The sequence below is a fragment of the Mesorhizobium sp. M2A.F.Ca.ET.043.02.1.1 genome (assembly GCF_003952405.1).
Taxonomy (GTDB): Bacteria; Pseudomonadota; Alphaproteobacteria; order Rhizobiales; family Rhizobiaceae; genus Mesorhizobium.
In genome coordinates this window covers 4633149-4657477 of sequence record NZ_CP034445.1, presented here as the reverse complement: position 1 = coordinate 4657477, position 24329 = coordinate 4633149, and the positions used below count along the sequence as shown (strand labels likewise).

The 24329-nt window shown below is 64.2% G+C and carries 24 protein-coding genes and 1 pseudogene; 14 read left to right on the top strand and 11 right to left on the bottom strand.

The annotated features are described in order from the left end of the window. Positions 1–1274 (top strand): annotated as a pseudogene (locus EJ068_RS22100) (MFS transporter). Here the strand turns inward: EJ068_RS22100 and EJ068_RS22095 are convergent. After that, a complete protein-coding gene (locus EJ068_RS22095) occupies positions 1271–2245 on the bottom strand; it encodes an alpha/beta hydrolase (protein WP_127250927.1) in 975 nt (324 codons plus the stop codon). The pseudogene EJ068_RS22100 and the gene EJ068_RS22095 overlap by 4 nt on opposite strands. An 86-nt stretch (positions 2246–2331) precedes the next feature. Then, a complete protein-coding gene (locus tag EJ068_RS22090; protein WP_127250926.1) occupies positions 2332–2841 on the bottom strand; it encodes a hydrolase in 510 nt (169 codons plus the stop codon). A gap of 155 nt (positions 2842–2996) precedes the next feature. Between EJ068_RS22090 and EJ068_RS32735 the strand changes: the two genes are divergently transcribed. Together EJ068_RS32735 and EJ068_RS22085 are read left to right on the top strand one after the other, a co-directional pair. Further along, positions 2997–3146, top strand: a complete 150-nt coding sequence (locus EJ068_RS32735) for a hypothetical protein (RefSeq protein WP_189341917.1) — start codon at positions 2997–2999, stop codon at positions 3144–3146. A 160-nt stretch (positions 3147–3306) separates the two neighbouring features. Continuing rightward, positions 3307–3510, top strand: a complete 204-nt coding sequence (locus EJ068_RS22085; RefSeq protein ID WP_127250925.1) for a hypothetical protein — start codon at positions 3307–3309, stop codon at positions 3508–3510. An 84-nt stretch (positions 3511–3594) separates the two neighbouring features. Here the strand turns inward: EJ068_RS22085 and EJ068_RS22080 are convergent, their stop codons facing one another. The 7 genes from EJ068_RS22080 to EJ068_RS22050 all read right to left on the bottom strand — a co-directional run bounded on the left by EJ068_RS22080 (position 3595) and on the right by EJ068_RS22050 (position 8723). Then, on the bottom strand, positions 3595–4431 hold the full coding sequence (locus EJ068_RS22080) for a universal stress protein (protein WP_127250924.1): 837 nt from the start codon (positions 4429–4431) through the stop codon (positions 3595–3597). A 51-nt stretch (positions 4432–4482) separates the two neighbouring features. Next, positions 4483–5313, bottom strand: a complete 831-nt coding sequence (locus tag EJ068_RS22075) for a universal stress protein (RefSeq protein ID WP_129554863.1) — start codon at positions 5311–5313, stop codon at positions 4483–4485. 73 nt (positions 5314–5386) lie between these two features. Further along, positions 5387–5812 (bottom strand): DUF3775 domain-containing protein, encoded by a 426-nt coding sequence (locus EJ068_RS22070; RefSeq protein WP_127250922.1) that lies wholly within the window; start codon positions 5810–5812, stop codon positions 5387–5389. Between the two features lie 37 nt (positions 5813–5849). Further along, positions 5850–6224 carry a cytochrome c gene (locus EJ068_RS22065; RefSeq protein WP_245463187.1) on the bottom strand — a complete coding sequence of 125 codons (375 nt, stop codon included), beginning with the start codon at positions 6222–6224 and terminating at the stop codon, positions 5850–5852. Positions 6225–6239: 15 nt separating this feature from the next. Further along, a complete protein-coding gene (locus EJ068_RS22060; RefSeq protein WP_129554862.1) occupies positions 6240–8048 on the bottom strand; it encodes an alpha/beta fold hydrolase in 1809 nt (602 codons plus the stop codon). 67 nt (positions 8049–8115) lie between these two features. After that, positions 8116–8499 carry a phasin family protein gene (locus EJ068_RS22055; RefSeq protein WP_129554861.1) on the bottom strand — a complete coding sequence of 128 codons (384 nt, stop codon included), beginning with the start codon at positions 8497–8499 and terminating at the stop codon, positions 8116–8118. Further along, positions 8496–8723 carry a hypothetical protein gene (locus EJ068_RS22050; protein WP_126079263.1) on the bottom strand — a complete coding sequence of 76 codons (228 nt, stop codon included), beginning with the start codon at positions 8721–8723 and terminating at the stop codon, positions 8496–8498. The genes EJ068_RS22055 and EJ068_RS22050 overlap by 4 nt, the downstream gene beginning before the upstream one ends. A 152-nt stretch (positions 8724–8875) precedes the next feature. Here EJ068_RS22050 and EJ068_RS22045 point away from each other — a divergent pair, with 152 nt between their 5' ends. The 3 genes from EJ068_RS22045 to EJ068_RS22035 all read left to right on the top strand — a co-directional run bounded on the left by EJ068_RS22045 (position 8876) and on the right by EJ068_RS22035 (position 11504). Then, positions 8876–9409, top strand: a complete 534-nt coding sequence (locus EJ068_RS22045) for a flavin reductase family protein (RefSeq protein WP_127250919.1) — start codon at positions 8876–8878, stop codon at positions 9407–9409. A gap of 107 nt (positions 9410–9516) precedes the next feature. Further along, the gene (locus EJ068_RS22040) at positions 9517–10344 is read left to right on the top strand and encodes a universal stress protein (protein WP_127250918.1); all 828 of its coding nucleotides are present in this window, start codon (positions 9517–9519) and stop codon (positions 10342–10344) included. A gap of 683 nt (positions 10345–11027) precedes the next feature. Then, entirely contained in the window at positions 11028–11504 is a 477-nt protein-coding gene (locus tag EJ068_RS22035; protein ID WP_245463186.1) for a plastocyanin/azurin family copper-binding protein, read from the top strand. A gap of 93 nt (positions 11505–11597) precedes the next feature. On the opposite strand, the gene EJ068_RS22030 is transcribed toward EJ068_RS22035, so the two are convergent. Beyond that, positions 11598–12002 (bottom strand): host attachment protein, encoded by a 405-nt coding sequence (locus EJ068_RS22030; protein ID WP_127250917.1) that lies wholly within the window; start codon positions 12000–12002, stop codon positions 11598–11600. Positions 12003–12321: 319 nt separating this feature from the next. Continuing rightward, positions 12322–15150: a type VI secretion system ATPase TssH gene (gene tssH / locus EJ068_RS22025; protein WP_127250916.1), complete on the bottom strand. Its 2829-nt coding sequence runs from the start codon at positions 15148–15150 to the stop codon at positions 12322–12324. A gap of 331 nt (positions 15151–15481) precedes the next feature. Here tssH and tssA point away from each other — a divergent pair, with 331 nt between their 5' ends. From tssA to tagH, 8 genes are read left to right on the top strand one after another with little or no spacing between them, the layout of a single operon-like run. Continuing rightward, the gene (gene tssA / locus EJ068_RS22020) at positions 15482–16657 is read left to right on the top strand and encodes a type VI secretion system protein TssA (RefSeq protein ID WP_127250915.1); all 1176 of its coding nucleotides are present in this window, start codon (positions 15482–15484) and stop codon (positions 16655–16657) included. A gap of 5 nt (positions 16658–16662) precedes the next feature. Further along, the gene (tssB, locus tag EJ068_RS22015) at positions 16663–17199 is read left to right on the top strand and encodes a type VI secretion system contractile sheath small subunit (protein ID WP_040985731.1); all 537 of its coding nucleotides are present in this window, start codon (positions 16663–16665) and stop codon (positions 17197–17199) included. A gap of 3 nt (positions 17200–17202) precedes the next feature. Beyond that, the gene (tssC, locus tag EJ068_RS22010) at positions 17203–18705 is read left to right on the top strand and encodes a type VI secretion system contractile sheath large subunit (RefSeq protein ID WP_127250914.1); all 1503 of its coding nucleotides are present in this window, start codon (positions 17203–17205) and stop codon (positions 18703–18705) included. Between the two features lie 46 nt (positions 18706–18751). Beyond that, complete coding sequence (locus EJ068_RS22005; RefSeq protein WP_126062707.1) at positions 18752–19228, top strand: Hcp family type VI secretion system effector; 477 nt, start codon at positions 18752–18754, stop codon at positions 19226–19228. Further along, entirely contained in the window at positions 19215–19967 is a 753-nt protein-coding gene (gene tssE / locus EJ068_RS22000) for a type VI secretion system baseplate subunit TssE (RefSeq protein WP_129554860.1), read from the top strand. Before EJ068_RS22005 ends, tssE begins: the two co-directional genes overlap by 14 nt. Position 19968: 1 nt before the next feature. Then, on the top strand, positions 19969–21843 hold the full coding sequence (gene tssF / locus EJ068_RS21995) for a type VI secretion system baseplate subunit TssF (protein ID WP_128314977.1): 1875 nt from the start codon (positions 19969–19971) through the stop codon (positions 21841–21843). Continuing rightward, the gene (gene tssG / locus EJ068_RS21990; RefSeq protein WP_127250912.1) at positions 21807–22874 is read left to right on the top strand and encodes a type VI secretion system baseplate subunit TssG; all 1068 of its coding nucleotides are present in this window, start codon (positions 21807–21809) and stop codon (positions 22872–22874) included. Before tssF ends, tssG begins: the two co-directional genes overlap by 37 nt. Next, entirely contained in the window at positions 22871–24325 is a 1455-nt protein-coding gene (tagH, locus tag EJ068_RS21985) for a type VI secretion system-associated FHA domain protein TagH (RefSeq protein WP_129554859.1), read from the top strand. The genes tssG and tagH overlap by 4 nt, the downstream gene beginning before the upstream one ends. The last annotated feature ends 4 nt before the right edge of the window (positions 24326–24329 follow it).

Sequence of the window (24329 nt, the reverse complement as noted above, 5' to 3'; positions counted from 1 at the left end):
ATGAAGCAGCTCGAGACCGCGGAGACCACCCGCACCCGCCTAGGAACCATCCCTGCGGGGATTTGGGCGTTGGGCTTCGTGTCTCTGCTGATGGACGTCTCTTCGGAGATGATCCACGCCTTGCTGCCAGTCTACCTCGTCACCGTCATGGGAGCGTCGATGGTGATGGTCGGCACCATTGAGGGCATTGCCGAAGCGACGGCCGCCATCACCAAGGTGTTTTCGGGCGCGCTGTCCGATTGGCTGGGAAAACGCAAGCTGCTGGCGGTCATCGGCTACGGCCTCGCCGCTCTCACCAAGCCGGTGTTCCCGCTGGCTTCCTCGATTGGCTGGCTGGTGGCGGCGCGATTTGTCGACCGTGTGGGCAAAGGGATTCGCGGCGCCCCTCGCGATGCCCTGGTTGCGGACATCGCCCCCGCCGACGCGCGCGGCGCGAGTTTCGGGCTTCGCCAGGCACTCGACACGGTTGGGGCGTTTGTCGGGCCGCTGCTGGCGTTCGGCCTCATGTGGCTGACCGCCAATCAGTTTCGGACCGTGTTCTGGGTCGCGGTTGTTCCAGGCCTTCTGGCGGTCGTGCTGCTGGTTACCGCCGTCCGCGAGCCGGCCCGGCCCACGGGGCTGCGCGAAGTGCGCGCTCCCTTGAGCCTGCAGGAGCTCAAGCGCCTGGGTTCGTCCTTCTGGCTGGTTGTCTGCGTGGCCACCGTGTTCACCCTGGCCAGGTTCAGCGAAGCGTTTCTCATCCTGCGCGCGCAGGGCATGGGCCTGCCGATCGGGCTCGTCCCGCTGGTGCTGGTGGTCATGAACGTGGTCTACTCGCTCTCGGCCTATCCGGCCGGCGCGCTATCGGATCGCGTCAATCGCCTGACGATGCTCATTCTCGGCTTCCTGGTCCTGATTGCCGCGGACATCGTGCTGGCGTTCCCTGGAAATCTTGCGGCCGCAGCGCTCGGCGTGGGCCTGTGGGGCCTGCATCTGGGGCTTACGCAGGGCCTCCTGGCAACGCTCGTCGCCGATACGGCCCCGCCGGAACTGCGAGGCACCGCCTTCGGGATGTTCAACCTGTCGACTGGACTTGCCTACTGGCCGCCAGCCTGCTGGCGGGCACGCTCTGGGATTTTTTCGGACCGAGGATGACCTTCCTGGCGGGCGCGGGCTTCACGGCGCTGGCGCTCTTCGGCCTTGGCCTCGTCCGTTGGCTGACGCCGACCCTTGGCCAAGACGCAACGGCCCCCGCGGCGGTCGTCACGCCGACAATCACCGGTTCCGCGGGTTAACGGTTTGACGGGATCAGGCCCGCGCCGGCCAGAAAGGTGCGGATTGCCGTGCGAACCTCCTGCGTCCGCCCGACGAGAAGATGTCCGCCGGTATCGTAGACCACCAGCTTGGCGCTGGGAATCCTGGCCGCCGCGAACTCGGCTGCCGGCAGCGTGTTGAACAGGTCGTCGCGCGCCGAGACGATCAATGTCGGTGCAGCGATTTCAGCCAGCGGCTGTTCATGCAGCTCCGGAGCGCTGTCGATATTGATGCCGGAGAAGCGCAGCGACAATGGTTCAACGCCTCTGACAAAGCTCATCACACGGTCTCTTTCGGCTTGGGGCGCGGCCGTCACCAGCGCCGGCCGAACGCCGAGGAAGCGAATGAGTACCGATGGCGCGATGTTCTCGGCTGCCCACCAGGCGAAATCGCCGCCGGCGTTGACAGCCCAGAACGCAAACCTGTTACCCGGATCCACGTCGACCGAGACCGGACTGGTGGGCGAATAAAGGGCCGGGACGACCAGAATGAGAGCGGCGACCTTGTCCGGGTGCCGAAGGCTCAGCTCGACCGCCGACCGCGCGCCAGCCGAAACGCCGACGACCACCACCGCCTTGGAAACGTTCAGTTTGGTGAGCAGCGCCGCGAGAGCATCGGCCTGAGCGGCCGGAGAAGGGTCTTGCGGAACAGGCGTGCGCAGATAGCCGTAGCGCGACGGCGCGATGATACGGAAGCCCTCCCCCACAAGACCGGAAGCAAGGGCAAGGCCTTGATCAAAGCCGCCGCCGGAGCCGTGGATCGAAAGCAGCGGAATGCCCGCGCCGCTGTCGGCGTATTCAACCGGGCCGATGTCGAGCTTGGCGACCAGACTGCCTCGGCTGACGGTGTCGCGCAAGCGACCAAGCTCGTTCCTGTAAAGCACGAAAGCCACACCGGCCGCGCTCGCCATGGCGATAAGCATGACCAGCAGGAAACCGCCAATTCGACTCATGCAAGGGCTCCATCAGGGCGCATATTGACCTGCCTCGCTCGGACGCAAGTCCATCTATCCAAACTGGCAGCGCGTTGCGTTGTAGACTAGCCCACGGCCGCTACCCCAACGACATAGTTCTTTCCGTAGGCTTCGGCGCATTTCGGGCAGGTCGTATAGAAGAAATAGACGTCGCCCGGTTCCGATTTCCGATCACGCGCCATCTGCAGCATCTCTTCGTGCCACGGCCTTGCCTGGCTGAAGGGGCCTTCTAACACTTTCGTCACGAAGTCCCCGCTCAGCGTCGTCATCTCTTCCTCGGGGACAGATTTCGAAACCGAGAAGAGATGTTCGCTGGTCCAGGGCGAGAGATCGCGGCTGAGAACGATGGACTGGCCATCGGCCGAAGCGCCGGCATCGTCGATGTGCCGATTAACGCGCGTGAAAACGCTGCCCATGTTCACGGGGACATGCATGACGCTGTGCGTCACCGCTCTCACGAACGGCTTGTCACGGAACTGCAGCTCCTGATCGTCCCAACCGCCGGGGTTGAACTTCGGGCAGCAACCGGTCGTATTCACGCTGGTATCGTAGTGTGGCGTCTCGTTCGTTCGCATCGTCGTCTCCTGACCTGAGAGCCCCATCAGACCAGCTGGCGAACCGGTCCTCATTGATTCCGGTCAACGCCGCCAGGGATGCACAATTGACGCGCGTCAAGGCTGGTCGGCCCCAATGCGGCTATGGGAATCGGTCGGATAGTCTGGAGACCACCATGGCCCACAAACAGGTATTGTTCCGCTCGGCGGCGCGCGAAAAAATCCTGCGCGGCGCGACCCAACTCGCCGACGCCGTGCGGGTGACGCTCGGTCCTCGTCCGAAGTCGGTTCTGATCGAGAAAAAATGGGGCGCACCCATCGTTTAGTCGCCAGCGTGCCGCTCCTGACGGAGGCGACCATGACGGAGATACCCGAGCCGGCAAAGGAGCGCGCGCTTGAGCCGGAAATGCCGATGTAGTCAGCGCGAAGGATGGTGAAAGCAGGAAGCGATATCGCACGATCGCGCGGAGAGAAAGGGAGTTCGAGATGGCAAGGAGAACTGCCAAGATCGAGGTCGGCATGGATCTGGCCGTAAGATGTCGCGTCACCGACACCTGGCAGGACGATCTGGGGGACCGGTGGGCAACGGTGCGCATTGAGGGCTATGAGACGCCGGTCAAGTTGAAGGCGGTCCACTTCTATCCCTTCGATGATTACGACATTGCCCGATCGCAAAGCGCGGTGCGTTGAAACTGGATCCAGGCGACGCGCTTCAAGTCCCTGTTTCGATGCATGTCGTTGTTGTCCCGGAACCGCGCTTCCGGGCGGCTTGCATCAATGCGACATCAAGACCGGCAGACGCAGATTCGACAAAATCCCCTCCGTCGCGCCGCCAAGCGCAAAGTCCCTCAGGCGGGAGTGGCCCCAGCCACCCATGACCAGCAGGTTGCCGCCGACTTTAAGGGCATGCTCCTGCAGGGCGACGCCAATTTCACTGTCGCCAGTCTGAATGGACTGGGCCTTCGCACGCAGCCCGCGCGCCGCAAGTCCATGCGCAAGGCGTTCAGCAATATCCTTGCCTGGCAGCACCTTCTCATCGGTCACGCTCACGATCGATATAGCCGATGCGCGTTCCAGGAACGGCTTCGCGTCGGCCACTGCCCTTGCAGCCACGCGGCTGCCGTCCCAGGCGATCACCACGTTGTCGAGCGCACCGACATCTTCGTCACCCGGGAGAATCAAGGCCGGCCGGCCGGAGCTGAACACGACCTCCTCAGCGGTCATGCGGATGGACTCGGTATCCCTCGCCCATCCCACCATGCAGAGGTCGAAATAGCGGCCCTCCCGGGCGGCAGCTTCCCCTAAGAACGCGGGCTGCGCTTTCAACTCCTGAGTGGTCAGGGTAACTTTGCACCGCGCGGCTTCGGCCGCGACATTCTCCAGCAGGGCCTTGCCGCGATTCCTGCTGGCAGTCTCGACCTCACGGATCTTGGCAGGGAGGTCGAGCAGGAAGCTGGACAGCGCGTTGGAAACGTCCGGAATGTCGACATTGATGACCGCCGCATCCAGCGTGGCGCCAAGCTGCTTGGCCACGGCCACCGCATTCGACGCGATCTTCGGCGCCGGCGGGTCCGGATAAGTCGGCAGGAACAGGGATGCCAGCATCTGCATAGCTTGTCTCCTTGGATCTTATGCCCGCCTGGCGGACATGGAATGCGGTGACTACTCAGTTCGACAGCAGCCTGTGGAACGAGCCCGATCCGAGCAGGGATCGCGTCGCGCCCCCGAACGCCCATTCGCGGAACCGGCTATGGCCATACCACCGGCCACAATGAGATCGGCCCCGATTCGATCAGCTCCAGCGATAATCGAGTCGCCCACCGAGCTTCCCTCGCTTTCGAGCAGTTGGGACCGGGCTTTCACACCATGCCTCATGAGGAAGCGCACCACGTCCGCCGCGCCATCCCGCGCGACGAGCGTTCCTTCCTCGGCCGCATTGAAAACGGTCACTTCCTTGGCGTTGCGCAGGAAAGGCATCGCGTCGACCACGGCCCGCCGCGCTTCGCGGCAATCCTTCCAGGCGACCATGATCCTCTCACCCTTGAAGGAGGCGAGATCGTCGGCCGCAAACAGAACCGGCCTGCCCGCGGAAAGCACCAATGCTCCCGGATCCACGGTCCTTCGGAAATCGCCGGCGGCAGCCGCGGCCGGCGCTCCGGTGATCACCAGATCGGCCGCCCGCGCGTGCAGCGCCACGGCGCGCGTAGGGTCGTCGAGTTCCGCATGCCAGGATGCGCGCTCGTTGTCACCGGCGACGGCGAGGAACTCCTCCTTGAGCTTGCTGATACGATCCTCGATCTCGAGCGTCCGGTGACGCAACACCTCGGCCACAGCCGGAGAAGACTCGCTCGGCGACACCAATGTGGAGGGCTCGGCAGCCGCCAGCGCGATCAGATCCGCTTCGAACTTCCTTGCGACCTGCTGCGCGAAAATCAGCCGCGGCGTTGCCGGGGCGTCGATATCGAGCTGGACCAATATCGTCGTGTAGATCATATCCGGGCTCCATCAGAGACGGGTAGACCAGCACGGCCGAAAGCGTCCCGCTTTGATGTGCATCAACTTCGGTTCAGTCGGGAGAGGACAGGCCGAGAGCATCGAGTCCGGCCGCAAGGTGATCGCCCAACAGCGGGTTGCCGCAAAGATAGTCGGCCGTGTGCCTGTTGTGAGCGTAGGCGGCCTGCTGACGAACCTCGTCCCAATCGCCCGCCTTGCCGTCATCCCTGCCGAGCCATGTCAACGCCACGAGGTCGATCTGCTCGTCGACGGAGAGATCCGAGATCAGCGACCCAAGCTCTTCGCGCACGGGGTCATCATCATGATCCTGAAGCACCGCGACTTCGCCGTCGTCCGTGGGATTGGAGCCCGCATCCGGCTCGGTGACGGCGACCTTGACATCGAATCCATGCGCCTTGGCGATTATGAAACAGACCTTGCCGACGGAGATCGCCAGCTCAGGAGCCTCGGCGTCCTCACTACCGATTCCGCGTTTCATCCGATACCTCCTCTTGCGCCGTCAGCGCTCTCCTCCGTCATTGGCCGAGGCTCCCGATATAGGCGATGATCGCCTCGATCTGATCCGGAGAGGCCACAAACTCGGGCATGTCCGGATGGCCGGTGGAGATTCCCTCGGCCAAGGCTTCCTGCAGGTCCTCGATCGGATAGCGGCGGTGCAGTAGACGAAAAGGCGGGGCATCGGGATGGGTGCTTTCGCCAGTCCGGCCGACTGCGTGGCACCGCGCGCAGTTTGTTTCGACCAGCCTTTTGCCATAGGCAACCTGCAGATTATCGCCCGCCCAAGCCGACGATGCGAAAACGATAGCAAACGGCAGAACCTTGAGCGCTGTTCGACGTTTCATGGCTGCTGAATAGGTCTTGAGCGGACGCCGCGCCTTGACCTCGCTCAAACGGCTGGAACGCAGCTACCGCTCGAGGACATACGTGCCGGGCGCCGCGCAAACCGTCTTCAAGGCGCCCAGGGCATCGCCCCGGTCGGCCGCGACCTCACGGCTGGAATGACCGGCCAGCCATTCGACCCAGGCCGGCCACCAGGAGCCATATGTCACGGCCGCCTCTTTTGCCCACTCGTCCGGGCCGGGACGAATGGCGGCATGGCGGCAACTGAGCCTTTTATAGGAACGGTTCGGGTGTCCGGGCTCCGACACGATACCCGCATTGTGCCCGCCGGTGGTCAGGACGAAGTCGATGTCGGTGTCCAGGAGATAGGTCAGCTTGAATACCGACCGCCACGGCGCGACGTGGTCCGTCTCGGTGCCGACCGCGAACACTGGGGCTCGAATGTCTTCCAGATGAACAGGCCTTCCCTCGACACGAAAGCGTCCCTCGACAAGGTCGTTGTCCAGATAGAGCTGCCGCAAATATTCCGACTGCATGCGAAACGGCATACGGGTTGAATCGGCATTCCAGGCCATGAGGTTGGTCATCGGAGCGCGCTCGCCGAGCAGATATTCGCGCACCATGCGTGACCAGATCAGATCCTGCGAGCGAAGCATCTGGAAAGCGCCAGCCATGCGGCGCTGGTCGAGGGTGCCTTCCACCCACATCACGTCCTGGAGCAGCGTGATCTGGCTCTCGTCCATGAACAGGCCGAGCTCGCCCGGTTCTTCGAAATCGACCTGCGCCGCGAAAAGCGACAGGCTGGCCAGGCGGTGGTCGCCGTCACGGGCCATTGCCGACGCCGCTATCGACAGCAGCGTCCCGCCAAGGCAGTAGCCCACCGCGTGAATCTGGCTGCTTCCCGTCGCTGCCTCGACCGAGTCCATGGCCGCCATCGCGCCGAGCTGGCGATAGTCGTCGAGCGATACTCCGGCCTGGTCGCTGCCCGGATTGCGCCAGGAGATGCAGAAAACCGTATAGCCGCTCTGGACAAGATAGCGGACCAGCGAGTTCTCCGGTGAAAGATCGAGGATGTAGTATTTCATGATCCAGGCGGGGACGATGAGGATCGGCTCCTCCTTCACGGTGTCCGTCATCGGCGCAAAACGGATCAGCTCGATCAGTTCATTGCGAAAGATCACCTCGCCCGGTGTGGCGGCGACCTCGATGCCCGGCCGGAAGTTTTCCACGCCAGCCGGCGGCTTGCCGTCGGCCAGACGCAGCAGGTCGTCGATCAGATTGCTGGCGCCGTTGACGAAATTGGCGCCATTTTTCCGCAAGGTCCTATCGATGACCTCGGGGTTGAGCGCCGGGAAGTTGGAAGGAGAGACGGTATCCAGGATCTGCCGGCTGTAGAACTCGACGAGGCGCTCATGCCTTCTGGTAACGCCTGGAAGTCCGCTGGTGGCGTTGTGCCACCATTGCTGGGAAAGCAGGAAGGCTTGCTGCGCGGCGTTGAAGGGGAATGACTGCCACGCCTGATGCTGGAACCTTCTGTCTTGCGGCAGGGGTGTGATGGTCGGCGCAGCGGTCCCCATTCCAAGCCCGCAGCGAAAAAGAAAATCATTCAACCTGACGAGCTTCTCGACCGCCTTGGTGGAGACCTCCGCCTGCTTGCCCGGTGATGTGGACAAGTGCAGCAGCCAGTCCTGCCAGGCCTGCAGGAGGCTGATCGGCGAAATGCCCGCGGTGAAGGCCGCTACCAGAGCATGCGAGAGCCTGTCGACATCGCGATAGACGCTTGCGCTTTCTTCGTCCGGCAATAGCGGCGCCGGGGCCGCGGCCATCACCTCGGTGCCCATGGAGCCCTGCGGCGTCCCCGGATCTTCCGCCATGTCATATCTGCTCCAGGCGGAGGACCGATCGGCGGCTGGCTTCCAGCTTTTCCCTGATGGCGACATTTCAGGCGGGAAGCGTTGCCGCGGCCATGTCGTTCATCGTTGCTTCCGCCTCCTTGCGGACTTGCCCGGCTGTCTCCGAAGCCAGCTTGGCGCCGATGGAAGCGAATTTGCCGGCTTCCTTCGCATAGTCGGAGGTGGCGTTCTGGACGAAATTCACGAACACGTCGAACGCATCGACGAACTCGTCACCGCCGGTCAGCTCCTCTACAAGCTTCAGGTCATCCTCGAACCGCCGCTTGAGGAAGGACACGCCTTCGATCCGGTAGCGCAGCAGCGCGCGGACCGAATGCGCCTGCATCGCGGCGGCGGCTCTTACGAATTTCTGGCCGGTGTGGGCGAAAGGGAGCAGCTCGGGCGCCCGAAACTCTTCTGGATTCCACATCATGGTGTCTTTCCCTTCGCTTCTCGCTTCAATTCTGATTTTGGGTGATGCGGCCGTGAGCGGCGCCCAAAGCCGTGGCTTGCGGACAAGCCTTTGCTTCGCCGGAACGACGCCCGCTCGAAATAGATCGCGGCTCCGGCGATGAAGCCGAGGCAGAGCACGGCGCCCCATAGCAGGAAATCTTCAGTGACCATCAACGAGCCCCTTTGGCCGTCCTGGCCGAACATCGCAGGTGCCGCGCAAGCTGGCATTGATCATGATCAATCCGGCCCGGCATGCCGGCTTTGACCCTGATCAAGGCGAGTGACGCCAATGCCCGCGACAAGTCCGGGACAACAAGCCCACAAGCCCACCCGCAGACGCAAAGCGAGGGACGGATATGAAGGAATTGCCGCTTGCCGATGTCTACCGGCTGATTGAGCCCGGTCCGGTCGTCCTGCTTTCGACGCGGTCCAGGCAAGGCCGCTCGAACATCATGACGATGTCCTGGCACATGATGGTGGAAGTCGCGCCGCCAATGATCGCCTGCGTCGTGTCAAGCAATGACCTCTCCTTCTTCGCCTTGCGTCAAACCAGGGAATGCGTGATCGCGCTCCCTGCCGTCGGCCTTGCGGAGAAGGTCGTGAAGGTCGGCAATTGCTCTGGCCGGGACACGGACAAGTTCGCGACCGCATGGTTCACGCCGCTTCCCGCCGAACAAGTATCGGCGCCGCTGGTGGCCGAATGTTTCGCCAACCTAGAGTGCCGCGTGGTCGATACGCGCCTGGTCAACAGACACAATCTCTTCCTGCTGGAAGTCGTCAAGGCTTGGATCGATCCGCAACAGCCGAGGCCAAAAACCATCCATCACATCGGGCATGGCACCTTCGTGGTCGATGGCGAGGTCATCCATTTCGAATCCCGGATGCCTTGAAAGTCGGGGGCGCGGCTTAGAAACGACTTTGATCCACATCAAGGCGCGCATGCTCGTCGGACATAGGGTTTGGTTCATCGAGAAGGATCAGATCGAAAGCGCGTGCGATGAGCTACAAATCAATTCTCCTAAACCTCAACATCGACGGTCCGATCGAACCGGTCACGCGGATCGGCGTGAATCTCGCCAAGCGCTTTGACGCCCGTTTGATAGGGTTTTGCGCCGCGGATGCGCCGTTGCCGGTGACGATGGCGCCTGAGGGCGCGGCGATCGCCGCCGATATCTGGGAACAGTCGCGGGATGAGATCCGACGCCGCCTGACCAGCCTGAAAGGCGAGTTCGACGGCCTGGTGGCCGGAGCGGTCAAGACGGACTGGCATGGCGATATCGAAAATCCGAATCACGCCGTGGCCCGGAGAGCCCGCATGGCCGACATCGTCGTCACCAGCGCTTCCCAGGGCGCGTCGACGGGCGACTCCTACCGCACGGTCGATCCAGGATCGCTGGTGCTGCGCGCGGGCCGGCCGATCCTGGTCGCGGCTCAGGGCGCGATGGATTTGCCGGCTCGCAGGATCGTGGTGTCCTGGAAGGACACGCGTGAGGCCAGGCGGGCGGTGGCGGACGCTGTACCGCTTATGGCCATGGCCGAGGAAGTCACCATCGTCGCGGTCGATCGCAATCCGGACGACTGGACCAGGGACAGCGTCAAGGACGTGGCGAGCTTCCTGGCCGGTCACGGCATCAAGGCGCGCACCGAGATCATCAAGACGGCCGATGATGAAAGCAATCGCCTCGTCGATTTCTTCGCCTCGATGAATGCCGAGTTGATTGTGTCGGGCGCCTATGGGCATAGCCGGTTGAGGGAGTGGGTGTTCGGCGGCGTTACCCGCTCCTTGCTGGACGAGGTGTGGCTTAATCGGCTGATGTCGAACTGACGCCGCTGCTTATCCGCGCGGCGCTCTCGCGGTGAAGCATCGCTACCGCATGCAAGGGATGCGTGGATGCCGCTGCAGGCGACTATTTTTCGACGCATTGACCGAAATCAAATTCTTCGCATCGAAATCCTTCATATGTGGCGCAATCACCTACTTAAGGTAACGCCGCTCAATGAGAAATGCCGTCGCGAGGCTTGTCGACACCTGCAATGCTGAGAGAAGCAAGGGATCGGACTTTCCAACCATCTGGAGAGATGTGCTGAAGGCGCATCCCTGCGTGCTCGGGCAGCCGGTACAGGACAGCGGAGAGGACGGTCCGCTGCTGAGGATTCCCTTGATCACCGGCCAGGCCCTCGTGTTCCTGGGTTCGCATTTTTCCCTGTGGTAAGCTCCCGGTTGCCGGGTGGTCCTGACGGTTTGGCCGCATCCTGTCCAACTTGACGAGAATCAAGGTCGTTGCGTCCTGTCTTGGTCCCACCAGCAAACAGCAGGACGCTGCCGATCTCACGGGCGACTGCCTCCGCGCGTAGACATCGTCGACTGTGATGTTGATCGCCAACCGACCGGGCGTCGGGACCGTCAGCGGGTTGTCAGGCTGGGCTTGCTAGACAGCGCTCGCGGCCGATCATCTTTCCAAGCAGTCCGCCTTTGTGGTCGCCGGACGGCAGACAGGAGCACATTCGATGCAGTTTCTGAGAATTGGACTTGCGTTGACCACGCTGGCCGTTGCGGCGCCGGCGTTCGCGGATTCCACGGTCAACGTGAAATTATGGGACAAGAACGGCGACATGAACGCCGACGCCAAGATGGGGATGGGCATGCCGGCGAATATGAGCATGGCGATGATGAAGGTTCAGGTCGACAAGAAGGTCGTGCCGGCTGGCAAGGTGACCTTCGATGTGACCAACACCTCCAAGGCCACGGTCCATGAAATGATCGTCGTGCCCGTGGCGGACCCAAAAAAGACGACGCTGCCCTATATTTCGAACGAGAACCGTGTCGATGAGGATGCGGCGGGCCATCTGGGCGAGGTCTCGGAACTCGATCCGGGCAAGTCGGGTTCGCTGACGCTCGACCTCAAGCCAGGCTTCTACGCGGTCTTCTGCAACATCCCCGATCATTTCATGAACGGCATGTGGGCCACCATCAAGGTTCAGTAAGACGGCACCGAGCACGCCCGGCGACGAACCGCGGCGTGCTCGCCAAGCCAAGTGTGGTTGTGCCAATCAAAGGCGAACCGAGTGTCGATCCGGTCAGGCGGCTTCTATGGCGCTTTTGATCGACATCGCGGAATGCTTGACGAAGTCCTTGGCGATCTCGCCGACGAGTTTGGCGCTCAATGCCGGCTGATAGTGCCTCCGCATCTCACCAAGTGTGCGCGGATCGGCGATCAATAGTATATGCTCGCAGGCTTTCTCGCGGGCCTTCTGATTGAGATAGCTCGCGATCGACGCGGCAAAGTCGTCTTCGCCCAGCCGGGACTCGTCCGGATTGGCGGTTGAACTGCGATGCCTGCCGCCGGATCCGGCGTGGGCCACTTCAAGGACCGAATCCTCGACTTCGATCAGGTCAAGATGAGGTTCGTGCCCCTTGTTGTGAAACAGCCGAAGGCTCTCGCCATCCGTAACTGCGACGAGGGTGCCGTTATTCAGGATCATGTGTTTCTCCGAGGTCGGATCAGCCGAGCACTCCAGCGCCGTCCGATCATTTCACTTGCCATTGCCAGACAGGTAAGCCCCGATCCCCTCGCGTCGCTTTGACCTTGATCAAAGCCGGGCACGGCCATGAACGACCGGCTAAGTCGAGCAGAAGGCGGAATGCAGCGCCTCGATGACAGTCAGCACCTCCGGGCGGTGCCAGGCGATCGAATCCGTCGAAGCGCCCCCCTCGGCGTAGATCATGCCGGAGCATCAAAGCCGACGAACTTGGCATGCCGGACGGCGGCGCCGTCGAATCTTGACCCGCCGCGGCAAGGTCCTATTCGAAGGAGTAGGTGAATCCTTCCGGCGACGCACCCACGATGACTTTCGCCATCTTCTTGCCCTCGAGCGAGCGGTTGAGCACGCCGCGGCTGAGTTCCGGCAGCAGCGTGTTGGTCAGGATGGCGTCGATCATGCGCCCGCCGGACTCGATCTCGGTGCAGCGCGCCTTGACCAAATCCATCACGCCATCGCCGATCACCAGCTCGGCGTCGTTGGTTGCCTTGAGGCGCTTGGCGATCTTGCCGAACTGGTGCCGGGCGATCGCCTCGATCATCGCGTCCGACAGCGGATAATAGGGAATGGTGACGACGCGGCCGAGGAAAGCGGCCGGGAAGACCTTCAGCAGCGGCGCGCGCAGGGCCTGGTCGAGATCGTCGATGCCGGTCCGGACCGTGCCGTTCTTCGTCCGATCCATGATGACGTCTGAGCCGACATTCGAGGTAAGCAGGATCAGCGTGTTCTTGAAATCGATGCGACGGCCCTCGCTGTCGTCCATCATGCCCTTGTCGAAGACCTGGAAGAAGATCTCATGCACGTCGGGATGCGCTTTCTCGACCTCGTCGAGCAGGATCACCGAATAGGGTTTTCTGCGCACGGCCTCGGTCAGGATGCCGCCCTTGCCGTAGCCGACATAGCCGGGCGGCGCGCCCTTGAGCGTCGAGACCGTGTGGGCTTCCTGGAATTCCGACATGTTGATCGAGATGAGGTTCTGCTCGCCGCCATAGAGCGTCTCGGCCAGCGCCAGCGCGGTCTCGGTCTTGCCGACCCCGGAGGGGCCGCAGAGCAGGAACACGCCGACCGGCTTTTCCGGCGCGCCGAGGCCGGCGCGGCTGGTCTGCACGCGCCTGGCGATCATCTCCATTGCGTGATCCTGGCCGACGACGCGTTCGGACAGGGTGGCGGCGAGCTTCAGCGCCTTCTCGGTCTGGCTGGAGAGCATGCGTCCGGTCGGAATGCCGGTCCAATCCTGCACCACGGCGGCGACAGCGTTGCGGTCGACCGACGGCAGGATCAGCGGCGTCTCGCCCTGCGCGGCCGCAAGTTCCGCCATCAACTCGCGCAGCCTCGCCAGGTCGGCGGCGGCTTCATCCGCCGGCTCGGCGGAAACTGTTTCGGCCTTTGCGGCCTTTGCTCCTTTGGCCTTCGGGGTCTTGGCCTTCTTGGCCCCGGCAGCCGCGCCGTCGCCAGCCTTGCTCTCGGCAGCCTTTTGTTCGGGCGCCTTTGCCGCGCCGTGCCCGCTCTCGGTCCCGGCAGTCTCCTCAGCCGCCGCCTCGTCGAGCGGCACACCCTCGCCGCGCAGTTTGGCGCGCAGGTCGAGGATCTCAGCCACCAATGCCTTTTCCCGATCCCACCGCCCCTGGGCGGCGGCCAAACTCGTCTCGGTTTCCGCCAGCCCGGCATCGACACGGGCCTGCCGGTCGGAGACGTCGATGCCGATCGCCGCTTCGCGGCCGATGATGCCGCTTTCGACCTCCAGCGCCTGGCGGCGGCGCAGGATGTCCTCGACCTCGGCCGGCGTCGCATGCTGCGAGACGGCGACGCGGGCGCAGGCGGTGTCGAGTAGGCTGACCGCCTTGTCCGGCAGCTGGCGCGCCGGGATATAGCGGTGCGAAAGCGAGACCGCCGCCTCGATCGCCTCGTCCAGGATTTGCACCTTATGGTGCTGCTCCAGCACGCCGGCGACGCCGCGCAGCATCAGCACGGCCACGGCTTCCGACGGCTCGTCGATCTTGACCACCTGGAAGCGGCGGGTGAGCGCCGGATCCTTCTCGATGTGCTGCTTGTACTCGGCCCAGGTCGTGGCCGCGATGGTGCGCAATTCGCCGCGCGCCAGCGCCGGCTTCAACAGATTGGCTGCATCGCCGGTTCCCGCCGCTCCGCCAGCGCCGATCAGCGTATGCGCCTCGTCGATGAACAGGATGATCGGCACTTCGGAGGCCTGGACCTCGTCGATGACGGCCTTCAGCCGCTTTTCGAACTCGCCCTTGACGCTGGCGCCGGCTTGCATCAGCCCGACATCGAGCATGCGTACGGAGACATTCTGAAGCGTCGGCGGCACGTCGCCCTGGGCGATGCGCAGCGCAAATCCCTCGACCACCGCCGTCTTGCCGACGCCGGCCTCGCCGGTCAGGATCGGGTTGTTTTGCCGGCGTCGCATCAGGATATCGACGATCTGCCTGATTTCCGGATCGCGGCCGACGACCGGATCGATCTTGCCGTCACGGGCGCGCTGGGTGAGGTCGGTGGCGTATTTGGCCAGGGCGGAATCCCCGCCCGGGCCGCGCTTGACCGGTGTCTCCGCGGCGGCCGCGGCGCGAGGTGAGCCGGCTTCGAGCGAGCCTTCCGTGACATCGGCGAAGCGGGAAATGACGCCATCCGCATCGATCTTGTCGAATTCGGCGCTGATCTTCGACACCAAGCCTTCCAGCGCCGGCGTCTTCAGGCAGGCGAGCAGGATATGGGCGCTGCGCACCTCCTCCACCCCGAATTCGAGCGTCGCCAGGTTCCAGCCTTCCTGGATGGCGTGGAAGATGTGGTCTGAGAATTCCTCCACCGAAGTGGCGCCATAGGGCAGCTTGTCGATGGCGCGGGTCATGTCGGCCGTCAGCCGGCTGACATCCAGTCCGGCGTCGGCGATGATCATCTGCACATCCGAGCGCTCCGACAGCACCAGCTGCTGGATGAAATGGGCGAGCTCGACATAGGGATTGCCGCGCAGCTTGGCCGTGTCCGCCGCAGCCTTGAAGGCGCGCACCCCCGTGGCGTTGAGCTTGGCGACCAGTTCCTTACGCTTGAAGCTCTGCGATGACCGGCGCTGTTCCATCGAACCTGCTCCCGCAACCTGCCGACCCATACCCTGCCATATAAGCGGCTGCTTGACAAAGCCGTGCGGCGGATAGGGTCCTTGAATCTATCCGGGCGGCACCGCCCGGTTACACAAGCCTTGCAAACTCGTGGCAACAAACATGGATTGCCGTCCAGACTATGCGAGCCATTTCACATACCGGGTCCGACAATCGCGCAATGGGTTTCGCCGAGAAAGCGGCTGCGTTTAGCTTCCGTTAGTTTTTGCGCAGGTGCTCAATTGTCGTCGCGTGAGGCCGGTGATAACGTTACGTCACATAGGGTCTCAGGGCCGCTGGCTGGGGGTTGGTGTGATTGATCTCGCACTCTGGCTGAATCCTCTGAACGGTGCGAAACCGTCGGGAGAGGACTTGCGCAACGACCCGGCTTTTCATGAGCTGGAGCGCCTGACCGAGCCTCAGGTCAAAGTCGTTCACGACGGCAACAGCAAGCCCACCTCGCAATCCAGTCCGGTGGACTGGACGGCCGTGCTGGAAAAAGCCGAGGAATTGCGTCCGCGCGGCCGGGATCTGCGGCTGCTGGTCATCGTTGCGCGGGCCTTGGCCAACGAGGAAGGGCTGGCCGGCCTCGCCCAGGGCCTGACGCTCATCGCCAAGACCCTCGAACAGTACTGGGACACGATGCACCCTGCGCTGCGGACGGGCGCGCCGCGCGAGGCCGCCTTGCGCCGCATAAATGCGCTGCTCGACCTGCAAAACGGCCAGGAAGGCCTGCTGGCGAACCTCAGGCAGGCGGTATTCTTCTCGCCGCGCGCGATCGGGCCGATCAGTGGCCGGGACCTGGAACAGGCAGCGCTCGACGAACGCGTCATGCTCCAGGAGGCTGCCTCCGGCCTCGGGACCGCCGAAAAGGCGGCGCTGACGAGCGCTCACAACCAGCTGTTGAATCGTGTGCGGACCGGATGCGCGGCGCAGATCGATCAAGCGGCGGACGCGATGACGTCGCTGCTGGCCGACGCGCGTGCCGCGATCGCCGCTCTCGACGCGGTGGATGTCGCGCTCAATGCCCGCATCGAAGGCAGTGGCGCCACCGTCCCGGAATTGAAGAAGTTCCTGCAGCGTTTGCTGACGACGCTGGAGCGGAATTCCAGCGCGGGCGCCCAAGTGGCGAATGGTGCCACGAAAGCCTCCCCACAGCCGGCGCAGCCGGCATCGACGCCCGCCCGAAACGGTCATGGAGCCGAGCCGATGGCAAGTGTGGCAAGCCCAGTCGAAGCGAGCGCCGGCCTGCCGGACCGGATCAACTCGCGCGACGAAGTCGTCAAATGCCTGGACCTCGTCGTCGCCTTCTACGACCGCACCGAGCCGTCCAGCCCCATCCCGCATCTCGCCCGGCGGGTGCGCCGGATGGTGCACATGGATTTCGTGGAACTGATGGAAGATCTCGCCCCGTCGGGGCTGAAGGAATTCCGGCTGCTTGCCGGTGTCCCGGATCCCAAGAAGCCGGCCCAGAAGGATGAAAGGTAACAAGCATGCCAGCAGAGAGCAAAGCGAAGGTCATCGAAAGAAACCGCGCGCCGCGCGTGCAGATCGCCTATGACGTCGAAACCTACGGCAGCCCGACGACGATCGAACTGCCGTTCGTCATGGCCGTGATGGCCGATCTTGCCGGCGCTTCACAGACCAAGGAAGCGTCGAAATCGGTCCTCGACCGCAACTTCGTCGAAACCGACGCCAACCGCTTCCCGAAATTCATGGAAGCGATGGGGCCGCGCGTGAAGGCGCGGGTGAAGAACACGCTCCCGCAGGCCGAGGGCCAGGAGCGGGACGAAGAGCTCGCCATCGACCTCACCTTCTCCAAGATGGGCGACTTCGCGCCGGACAAGATCGCCGAGCAGGTCCCGCAGCTGGCCGAGATCCTGAAGATGCGCCGCCAGCTCGAGGAGCTGCTGGGCTTCATGGACGGCCGCGTCGACGCCGAAAAGCGCATCGCGCAGCTTCTGAACAACGAGCCGCTGCTGAGCAAGATCGCCAGCCAGGCGATGGATGACGGCAAGGGCGAGGAGTAAGTCATGGCCGAACAGCAAAAAACCGCAGCCACCGCCGAGGCGGAAGCCATCGATCTCGGCGAATTCAGCGGGCTCCTTGAAAAGGATTTCAAGGTCAAGAAGGACGACAGCGAGAAGCTGCAGCAGCTGGTGCGCAACCTGGCACTGGCGGCGCAATCGCGCTCCGAGACGACGACCATCTCTTCCAACGCGATCAAGTCGATCAAGTCGCTGATCGCCGGCATCGACAAGATGCTGACGACGCAGGTCAACGAGATCCTGCATGCGCCGGAAGTGCGCGAGATGGAAGGCACGTGGCGCGGCCTCTGGTACCTGATCAACAACACCGAGACCGATACCAAGCTGAAGATCCGGGTGATGAACATCTCCAAGGAGCAGCTGGCCGACACGCTGGAAGACTATGAAGGCCAGATGTGGGACCAGAGCCCGATCTTCAAGAAGGTCTACACGGACGAGTATTCGATGCTGGGCGGCGAGCCTATCGGCTGCATCATCGGCGCCTACGAGTTCTCCAACCACCCGCGCGACGTCGGCCTGCTGCGCAACATCTCGGGCGTCTGCGCCTCGGCGCACACGCCGTTCATCGCTGCCGCCTCGCCGCGGCTGTTCCGCATGGACAGCTGGCAGGAACTGCCGAACCCGCAGGACCTGCAGATGATCGTCAACAACCCGGCCTATGCCTCCTGGCAGTCGCTGCGCGAAAGCGAGGACGCCCGCTATATCGGGCTCACCATGCCGCGCGTGCTGGCGCGCCTGCCCTACGGCTCGGAGACCGTTCCGGTGAAGGGCTTCACCTTCGAGGAAGAGGTGGGCGGCGACCACAACAAATATGTCTGGATGAATGCCGCCTTCCCGATGGGCGTCAACATCAACCGCAGTCACAAGCTCTATGGCTGGGGCACGCAGATCCGCGGCGTCGAGAATGGCGGCACGGTGCTCAACCTGCCGGTGCACGCCTTCCCAACCGACGACGGCTCGATCGCGATGAAATGTCCGACCGAGGTCGCCATCGACGACCGGCGCGAAGCGGAATTGGCCAAACTCGGCCTGATGCCGATCCTGCACCGCAAGAACACCGACCTTGCGGCCTTCATCGGCGCGCATTCGCTGCAGGACGACGAGACGCGCGCCGGACGTCTGGTCGATCCTGACGCGCAGTCGAACGAGCGGCTTTCCGCCAACTTGCCTTACCTGTTCCCGGTCTCGCGCTTCGCGCACTACCTCAAGGCAATCGCGCGCGACAAGATCGGCTCGTTCAAGGAACGCACCGATATGGAGATCTGGTTGACCGAATGGATCAACCGGTACGTGCTGGCCAACCCTGCCTTCGCCGACGACAAGGCGCGCGCCAAGCGCCCGCTTGCCGCGGCCGAGGTGCAGGTCGACAGCGTGGAAGGCCGGCCCGGTTACTACAATGCCCGTTTCTATCTGCGTCCGCACTATCAGTTGGAAGGCATCAACGCCTCGCTCCGGCTGGTGTCGGAACTGCCGTCGGTGAAGGGCTGAACTCGTTAAGCAAAGTCATCTTGTTTCGTAGCGGTGGAGAAAGACAATGCCAGACAGAACCGATGCGCCCTCGACGAAAATCGACGGCTTCCTGAAAGTGCCGGACATCAAGGGCCCGAGCAAACGTGACGGCCATGAAGACGAGATCGAGATCCACGGCGTCGACTACAAGATGATCGCGCCCTACGACCCGAACTCGCTGTCGCGGCGCGGCCGCGTGTCGATGGGAATGATCAAATTCTTCAAGCACTACGACAAGTCGTCGCCCTACCTGAAGAAGGCGCTGTTCGAGAACAAGGCGCTAGACGAGGTGGTGTTCTCGGCACGCCGCACCATCGACGGCGAGACGAGCGACTATCTGGTGGTGACTCTCACCGACGCCTCGATCATGGAATACGATATGCGGCAGGCGCAGGACGAGCCAGACCTGATCGAGGAAGAGGTCAGCTTCGCCTACAAGAAGATCAAGTTCGTCTACGACAAGGACGATGAGATCGAAATGGACGTCTATGTCGGCAAGTGAGGCCAAGCGGCCCGGCGCAAAGGCGCAGCTCGCCGGCAGCTCGCGGGCAAAGCGCGAGGCGGTTCAGCCCTCCCTCTGGGACCGCCTCGTCAACGATTTGCCCGGGCTGACGTCGGAGATCGACGGGCTGCGTCGCCTGCTGGATGAAGAACTCGGCGCCGAGCGCGTCGAGGCTCTTCTTGCCGGCAGCGCGCGGGCCATCGATGCCGATGCCGAGCTTACGGCCGAGCAGAAACGGCGACTGCATAGGCTGATCTTCCAGACCGAGCATCGCGCCGAAATCGAAAGCCGCGGCGTGGTGGTATCGGCGCGCGTGCTGCGCGAAGCCGTCCGGCGCGACATAGAGGCGCTGTTCAACACCGAGCGTTTCGAATCCGTGCCGATGCTGTCCGACGCCGAGCACGAACAGCCCTTGGACGAGTTGCCGTCGCTGGCCGATTTTCCGGAAGTGCGCCGCAGCGTCGTCAATTACGGCGTGCCGTCCTTCTCCGGCCGCTCCTCGCGGGATTTCGACCGCGACACGCTGGCGCGCGAGATCCGCGCGGTGCTCGCCACCTTCGAGCCGCGTCTCAAGGAAAGCGCGACGACCGTCAATGTCACGCTCGGCGACAAAAGCGTCGGCCTCAAGATCGAGATCCACGCCGTGCTGATCATGACGCCGACGCCGGAACGCATGCGGCTGCGCACCACGATCAATCTCGACAACGGCCTGGCGCGAACCGAATTCCGGGAGACCTGAGATGGATCGGGTCTTCGTAGAGTATTACGAAGAGGAACTAACCCATATCCGGGCGCTGGCCGCGGAATTCGCCGACATGCATCCGGCGGTCGCGCGCAACCTTTCCCTCGATACCGTCCCCTGCCCCGACCCCTATGTCGAAAGGCTGCTCGACGGCGTTGCCTTCCTTGCGGCGCGCACGCGGCTCAAGGTCGACGCGGAGCGCTCGCGCTTCTCGCGAGCCGTGCTCGACGTGCTTTACCCGGACCTGGTGACGCCGGCGCCTGCGACGGCGATGGCCGTGCTGAAACCTGGACAGCAAGTGCAGTCGATGATCGCCGGCCATGCCGTCGCGCGCGGCACGCGGCTGGTCTCTGGCCTGCATCCGGGGCTCTCGACGCGCTCGACCTTCACCACCGCGCAGGAGGTCACGCTGTGGCCGGTCGCGATCAATTCGGTGGGCTATTTCCAGGACCGCAGCGCGCTTGCCGCCGCAGGTATCACGCCGGTCGGCGGCGTGCGCGGCGAGGCGGCGTTCCGCATCACGCTGGCGCGGACCGGAAAGGGCAAGCTCAGCGAGTTGTCGCTCGACCGCCTCGACCTCTATTTCGCCGGGCGCGCCAAGGCGCCGCTCATCTTCGACGCGATCTTCGGCGCCTGCTCGGCCGTCGGCGCGCGGGCGGAAGGCAAGACCAATCCGCTCACCGCCCTGCCCGAGCCCGAGATGATCGGCATCCACGACGACGAAGCGCTGATGCCGCGCACCCGCCCGACTTTCGAGGGGTACCGGCTGCTGCGCGAATATTTCATGATCCCGGAGCGCTTCCACTATGTGCGGGTCGCCGGCCTGCAGCCGGTGATCCGCAAGTGCGACGGGGGAATGGAGATCATCTTCCTGTTCCGGCGTCCGGTGCCGGAGCTCGCCGATGTGACGGCGGCCGATTTCGAGCTGTTCGCGACGCCGATCATCAATCTCTTCGAACGCGAATGCAACGTCATCGAGATCGATCCGCGCCGGACGCGCCAGGTGCTGCATGCCGACCGCACCCGGGCGCGCGACTTCGAGATCTTCCGCGTCACCCGGGTTGAGGACGCCGACGCCGAAGGTAGCGAAGCGGTCATTCCAGAACTGTTCAGCCTTGGGCAGAACCGTGGCAGCGGCTGGGTCTATTCGACCGAGCGGCGGCCGCGCCGGGCGACCGAGGACGAGCGGCGCGGAGGCCTGACCCGTACCTCCTATACCGGCGACGATGTCTTCATCGCGGTCTCGCGCCCGGCGGGAAGCCCGGCGAACCGGCCGCTCAAGCGGCTCGACGTGATGGCGCTCTGCACCAATCGCGACCTGCCGATCCTGGACGACACGCCGACGCTGACGCTGGAGACCGCCGATCCGGTGGAAGCGGTGCGGCTGCTCGGCGCGCTGCGGCCGCCGCAGCCGGCGATCCCGGCAGCGTTGCCGGCCGGCGCCGAAGGCGAATCCCGCGCTGACAATCTCGCCTGGCGGCTGGTGGCGCAGCTCTCGCTCAATTTCCTCAGCCTCGCCAAGGAGGGCCGCGGCGTCGACCCGTTGCACGCGCTGCTCGACCTCTACGCCGATCGCGGCGATCCGAGCCTTGCCCGCAACGTGCATTCGATCACCCGCATCGACTCGCGCCCGGTGATCGAGCGGCTGCAGATCGACGGGCCGATGTGTTTCGGCCGCGGCACCGAGGTGACGCTGCATGTCGACCAGTCGGTGCTGGCGGGTCAGAGCACATTGCTGCTTTCGGCCCTGCTGGCGCGGCTGTTCGCCCGCCATGCGGGGATAAATGGTTTCGTGCGGACCCGCACGCGGTTGCTGCAGAAGCAGGAGGATGTGCCATGGCCGATGACGCCCGGCAATCGCTACCTGATCTAGCGCGACCGGCCCCGACCGAAGCGGAGCCGCTGTCGGAGGGATACGACTTCTTCGAGCTGCTGCGCCGGCTGGAGCAGCGGCGCGGCCTATTCGGCCATTCCGGAACCGCGGAGCGCGAGCCGGCAAGGCTCGGCCAGCATGTGCGCCTGAGCTTCTCGGCCAGGGACGTGGTCAAATTCCAGGATGCGGGCGAAAAGGCTACGGCGCGGGTGACCCTCGCCAATCTCGGCCTGCTCGGGCCGGAAGGGCCGATGCCGCTGCATCTGACCCGCTGGGTGCTCGACCGGCTGTCGCAGCGCTGGTTCACCGGAGCCGACGCCGAGCAGACCAGCGACACGACCTTCGTCGACTTCGTCAACATCCTGCAGCACCGCATGATCGCGCTCTACTATCGCGCCTGGGCGGACGCGCATCCGGCGGTGCAGATCGAACGTTCGGTCGGCGGTCGTGTCCGCGCCATGCTGGAAGCCATGGCCGGCATCGGCCTTCCCGGCACGCAGGACCCCGAGCTCGACACGGTTCGGCTGCGCCAGGCCGGATCGCTGGCGAACCAGGTCGACGGCGCGGAGCGGCTGACGCTGTTCCTCGCCACCGCCTTCAAGGTGCCGGTTGAGATCAAGGAATTCGTCGCCGCCTGGATCGCCATTCCGAAGGCGCTGCAGAGCCAAGTCGGCAAGGCCTATGCGGCGCTGGGGCGCGGGGCCACGATCGGCCCGCGCGTCTTCAGCCGGCAGAGCCGCATCGAATTGCGCGTCGGCCCGCTCAGTCTCGACGATTTCAAGTCGTTCCTGCCTGGAGAACGGAGGCTTGTCCTGTTCAAGAAGGCGGTGCGCGACATGATCGGCGAAGCCCTTGATGTCGACCTCAGGATCGTGCTCGCGCGCGACGCCGTGCCGGCGCCGAAGATGGGAACCATTCAGCTCGGTCGAACCTCCTGGCTCTCACGTCCAGCCGAAAAGGGCGACGCCGACGATCTCAGGCTGCGCACCATTGTCGGCTGGCGGCCGGACATGGCGGAGGCAGCCGCATGAGCCTGCTTCTGACCCTGGAACAAGGTCCGCGCTCGCAGCTCGTCAGGCAGAGCCGGCTGGACGAGGGCGAGTTGGTGATCGGCCGCAGCGCCGATGCCGGCTGGCAGATCGACGACCCGGACATGTTCGTCTCACGCGCCCATTGCAAGATAAGCGGCGGCCGCGACGGCTATTTTGTCACCGACACGTCGAGCAGTGGATTGTTCATCGACGACTCCGACAGCCCGCTCGGAACCGGCAGGTCGACCCGCCTGCAAAGCGGCATGCGGCTGCGCATGGGCGACTATGTGCTCCATGTCGAGATCCAGCCGGGCGCCGGCCACACCTCGATCGGCCAGGCGCCGATCGCCAACGCCGCGCCGGCGTGGCCGTCGCCACAGGCGCGGACGCCTGCCAGCATCGGCGGCGACGATTTCTTCTCGGCCAAGGCCGAGGAGGAGCCGCAGCGGCCGCGCCCGGCCGGGCTGCCCGATCCGTTCGAGCAGCCTGTGCCCGGGGCTTACGATCGCGCTTCGAACCAGCGCAGCTCGCCGGCCTTCGACGATCCGTTCAGCCTCGATCCGGTGGCGACGCCGACCTCGAACGACGAGCCCGCCACCGGCCGAGCGGACCCGTTCGGCTTTGGCGACATGCCAGCGCGCAACGACATGCCCGAGCCCCCGCCCAAAGCCGCCGGCTTCGACGATTTCAGCTTCGGGCCAGCCGCGACGCCTGCTTCCGGCCACGGTGCCGATCCAGCCGATCGCAGCGAGCGGCCGGCCGAGAAGCCGAAGGCCGCCCGTCCCTGGGAAATACCGGCGAATGCACCCGAACCGCCTGCCCCGCCGCCTCGCGCTGCTCCCGCGCCGCGGCCGTCGCGTGCAGCGCAGCCTGCGCCGAGCGACATGGCGCTGCGCGCGGCTTTCCTGCGCGGCATGGGCGTCGAGGAGGCCGACTTTCCCGGGCGTGACGCGATCGCCGAAATGGAGAAATTCGGGCGCGAATACAGGCTGATGCTCGACGGCCTGATGCAGCTCTTGCGCAAGCGCGCCGAAGAGAAGGGGAGCGCGCGTGTCCCGCAGACGGTGGTCGGTTCTTCGGAAGTCAACCCGCTCAAATTCCTGCCGACGGTCGAGGATGTCATCGTCACCATCGTCGCCGAGCGCAGCCCTGGCTTTCTCTCCGGCGAGGCGGCGATCAGCGACGCCGTCAAGGATCTCGCTCAGCATCACGTGCGCGCCTGGCGCGGCGTTCAGGCCGCGCTTCGGCGCATGATCGACCGTTTCGATCCGGCCGCGATCGAGGAAGAGCTCAAGTCCAATTCCGCGATCGGCAATCTGCTCGCCGGCGGGCGCAATGCCAAGCTGTGGGAGCTTTACCAGAAACGCCATCGCGACATCGCCCAGAGCGCGGAATCGAGCTTCCTGGGCGAGATCGGCGCAGACTTCAGGGACGCTTACGAAGAGGAGTAGGGAC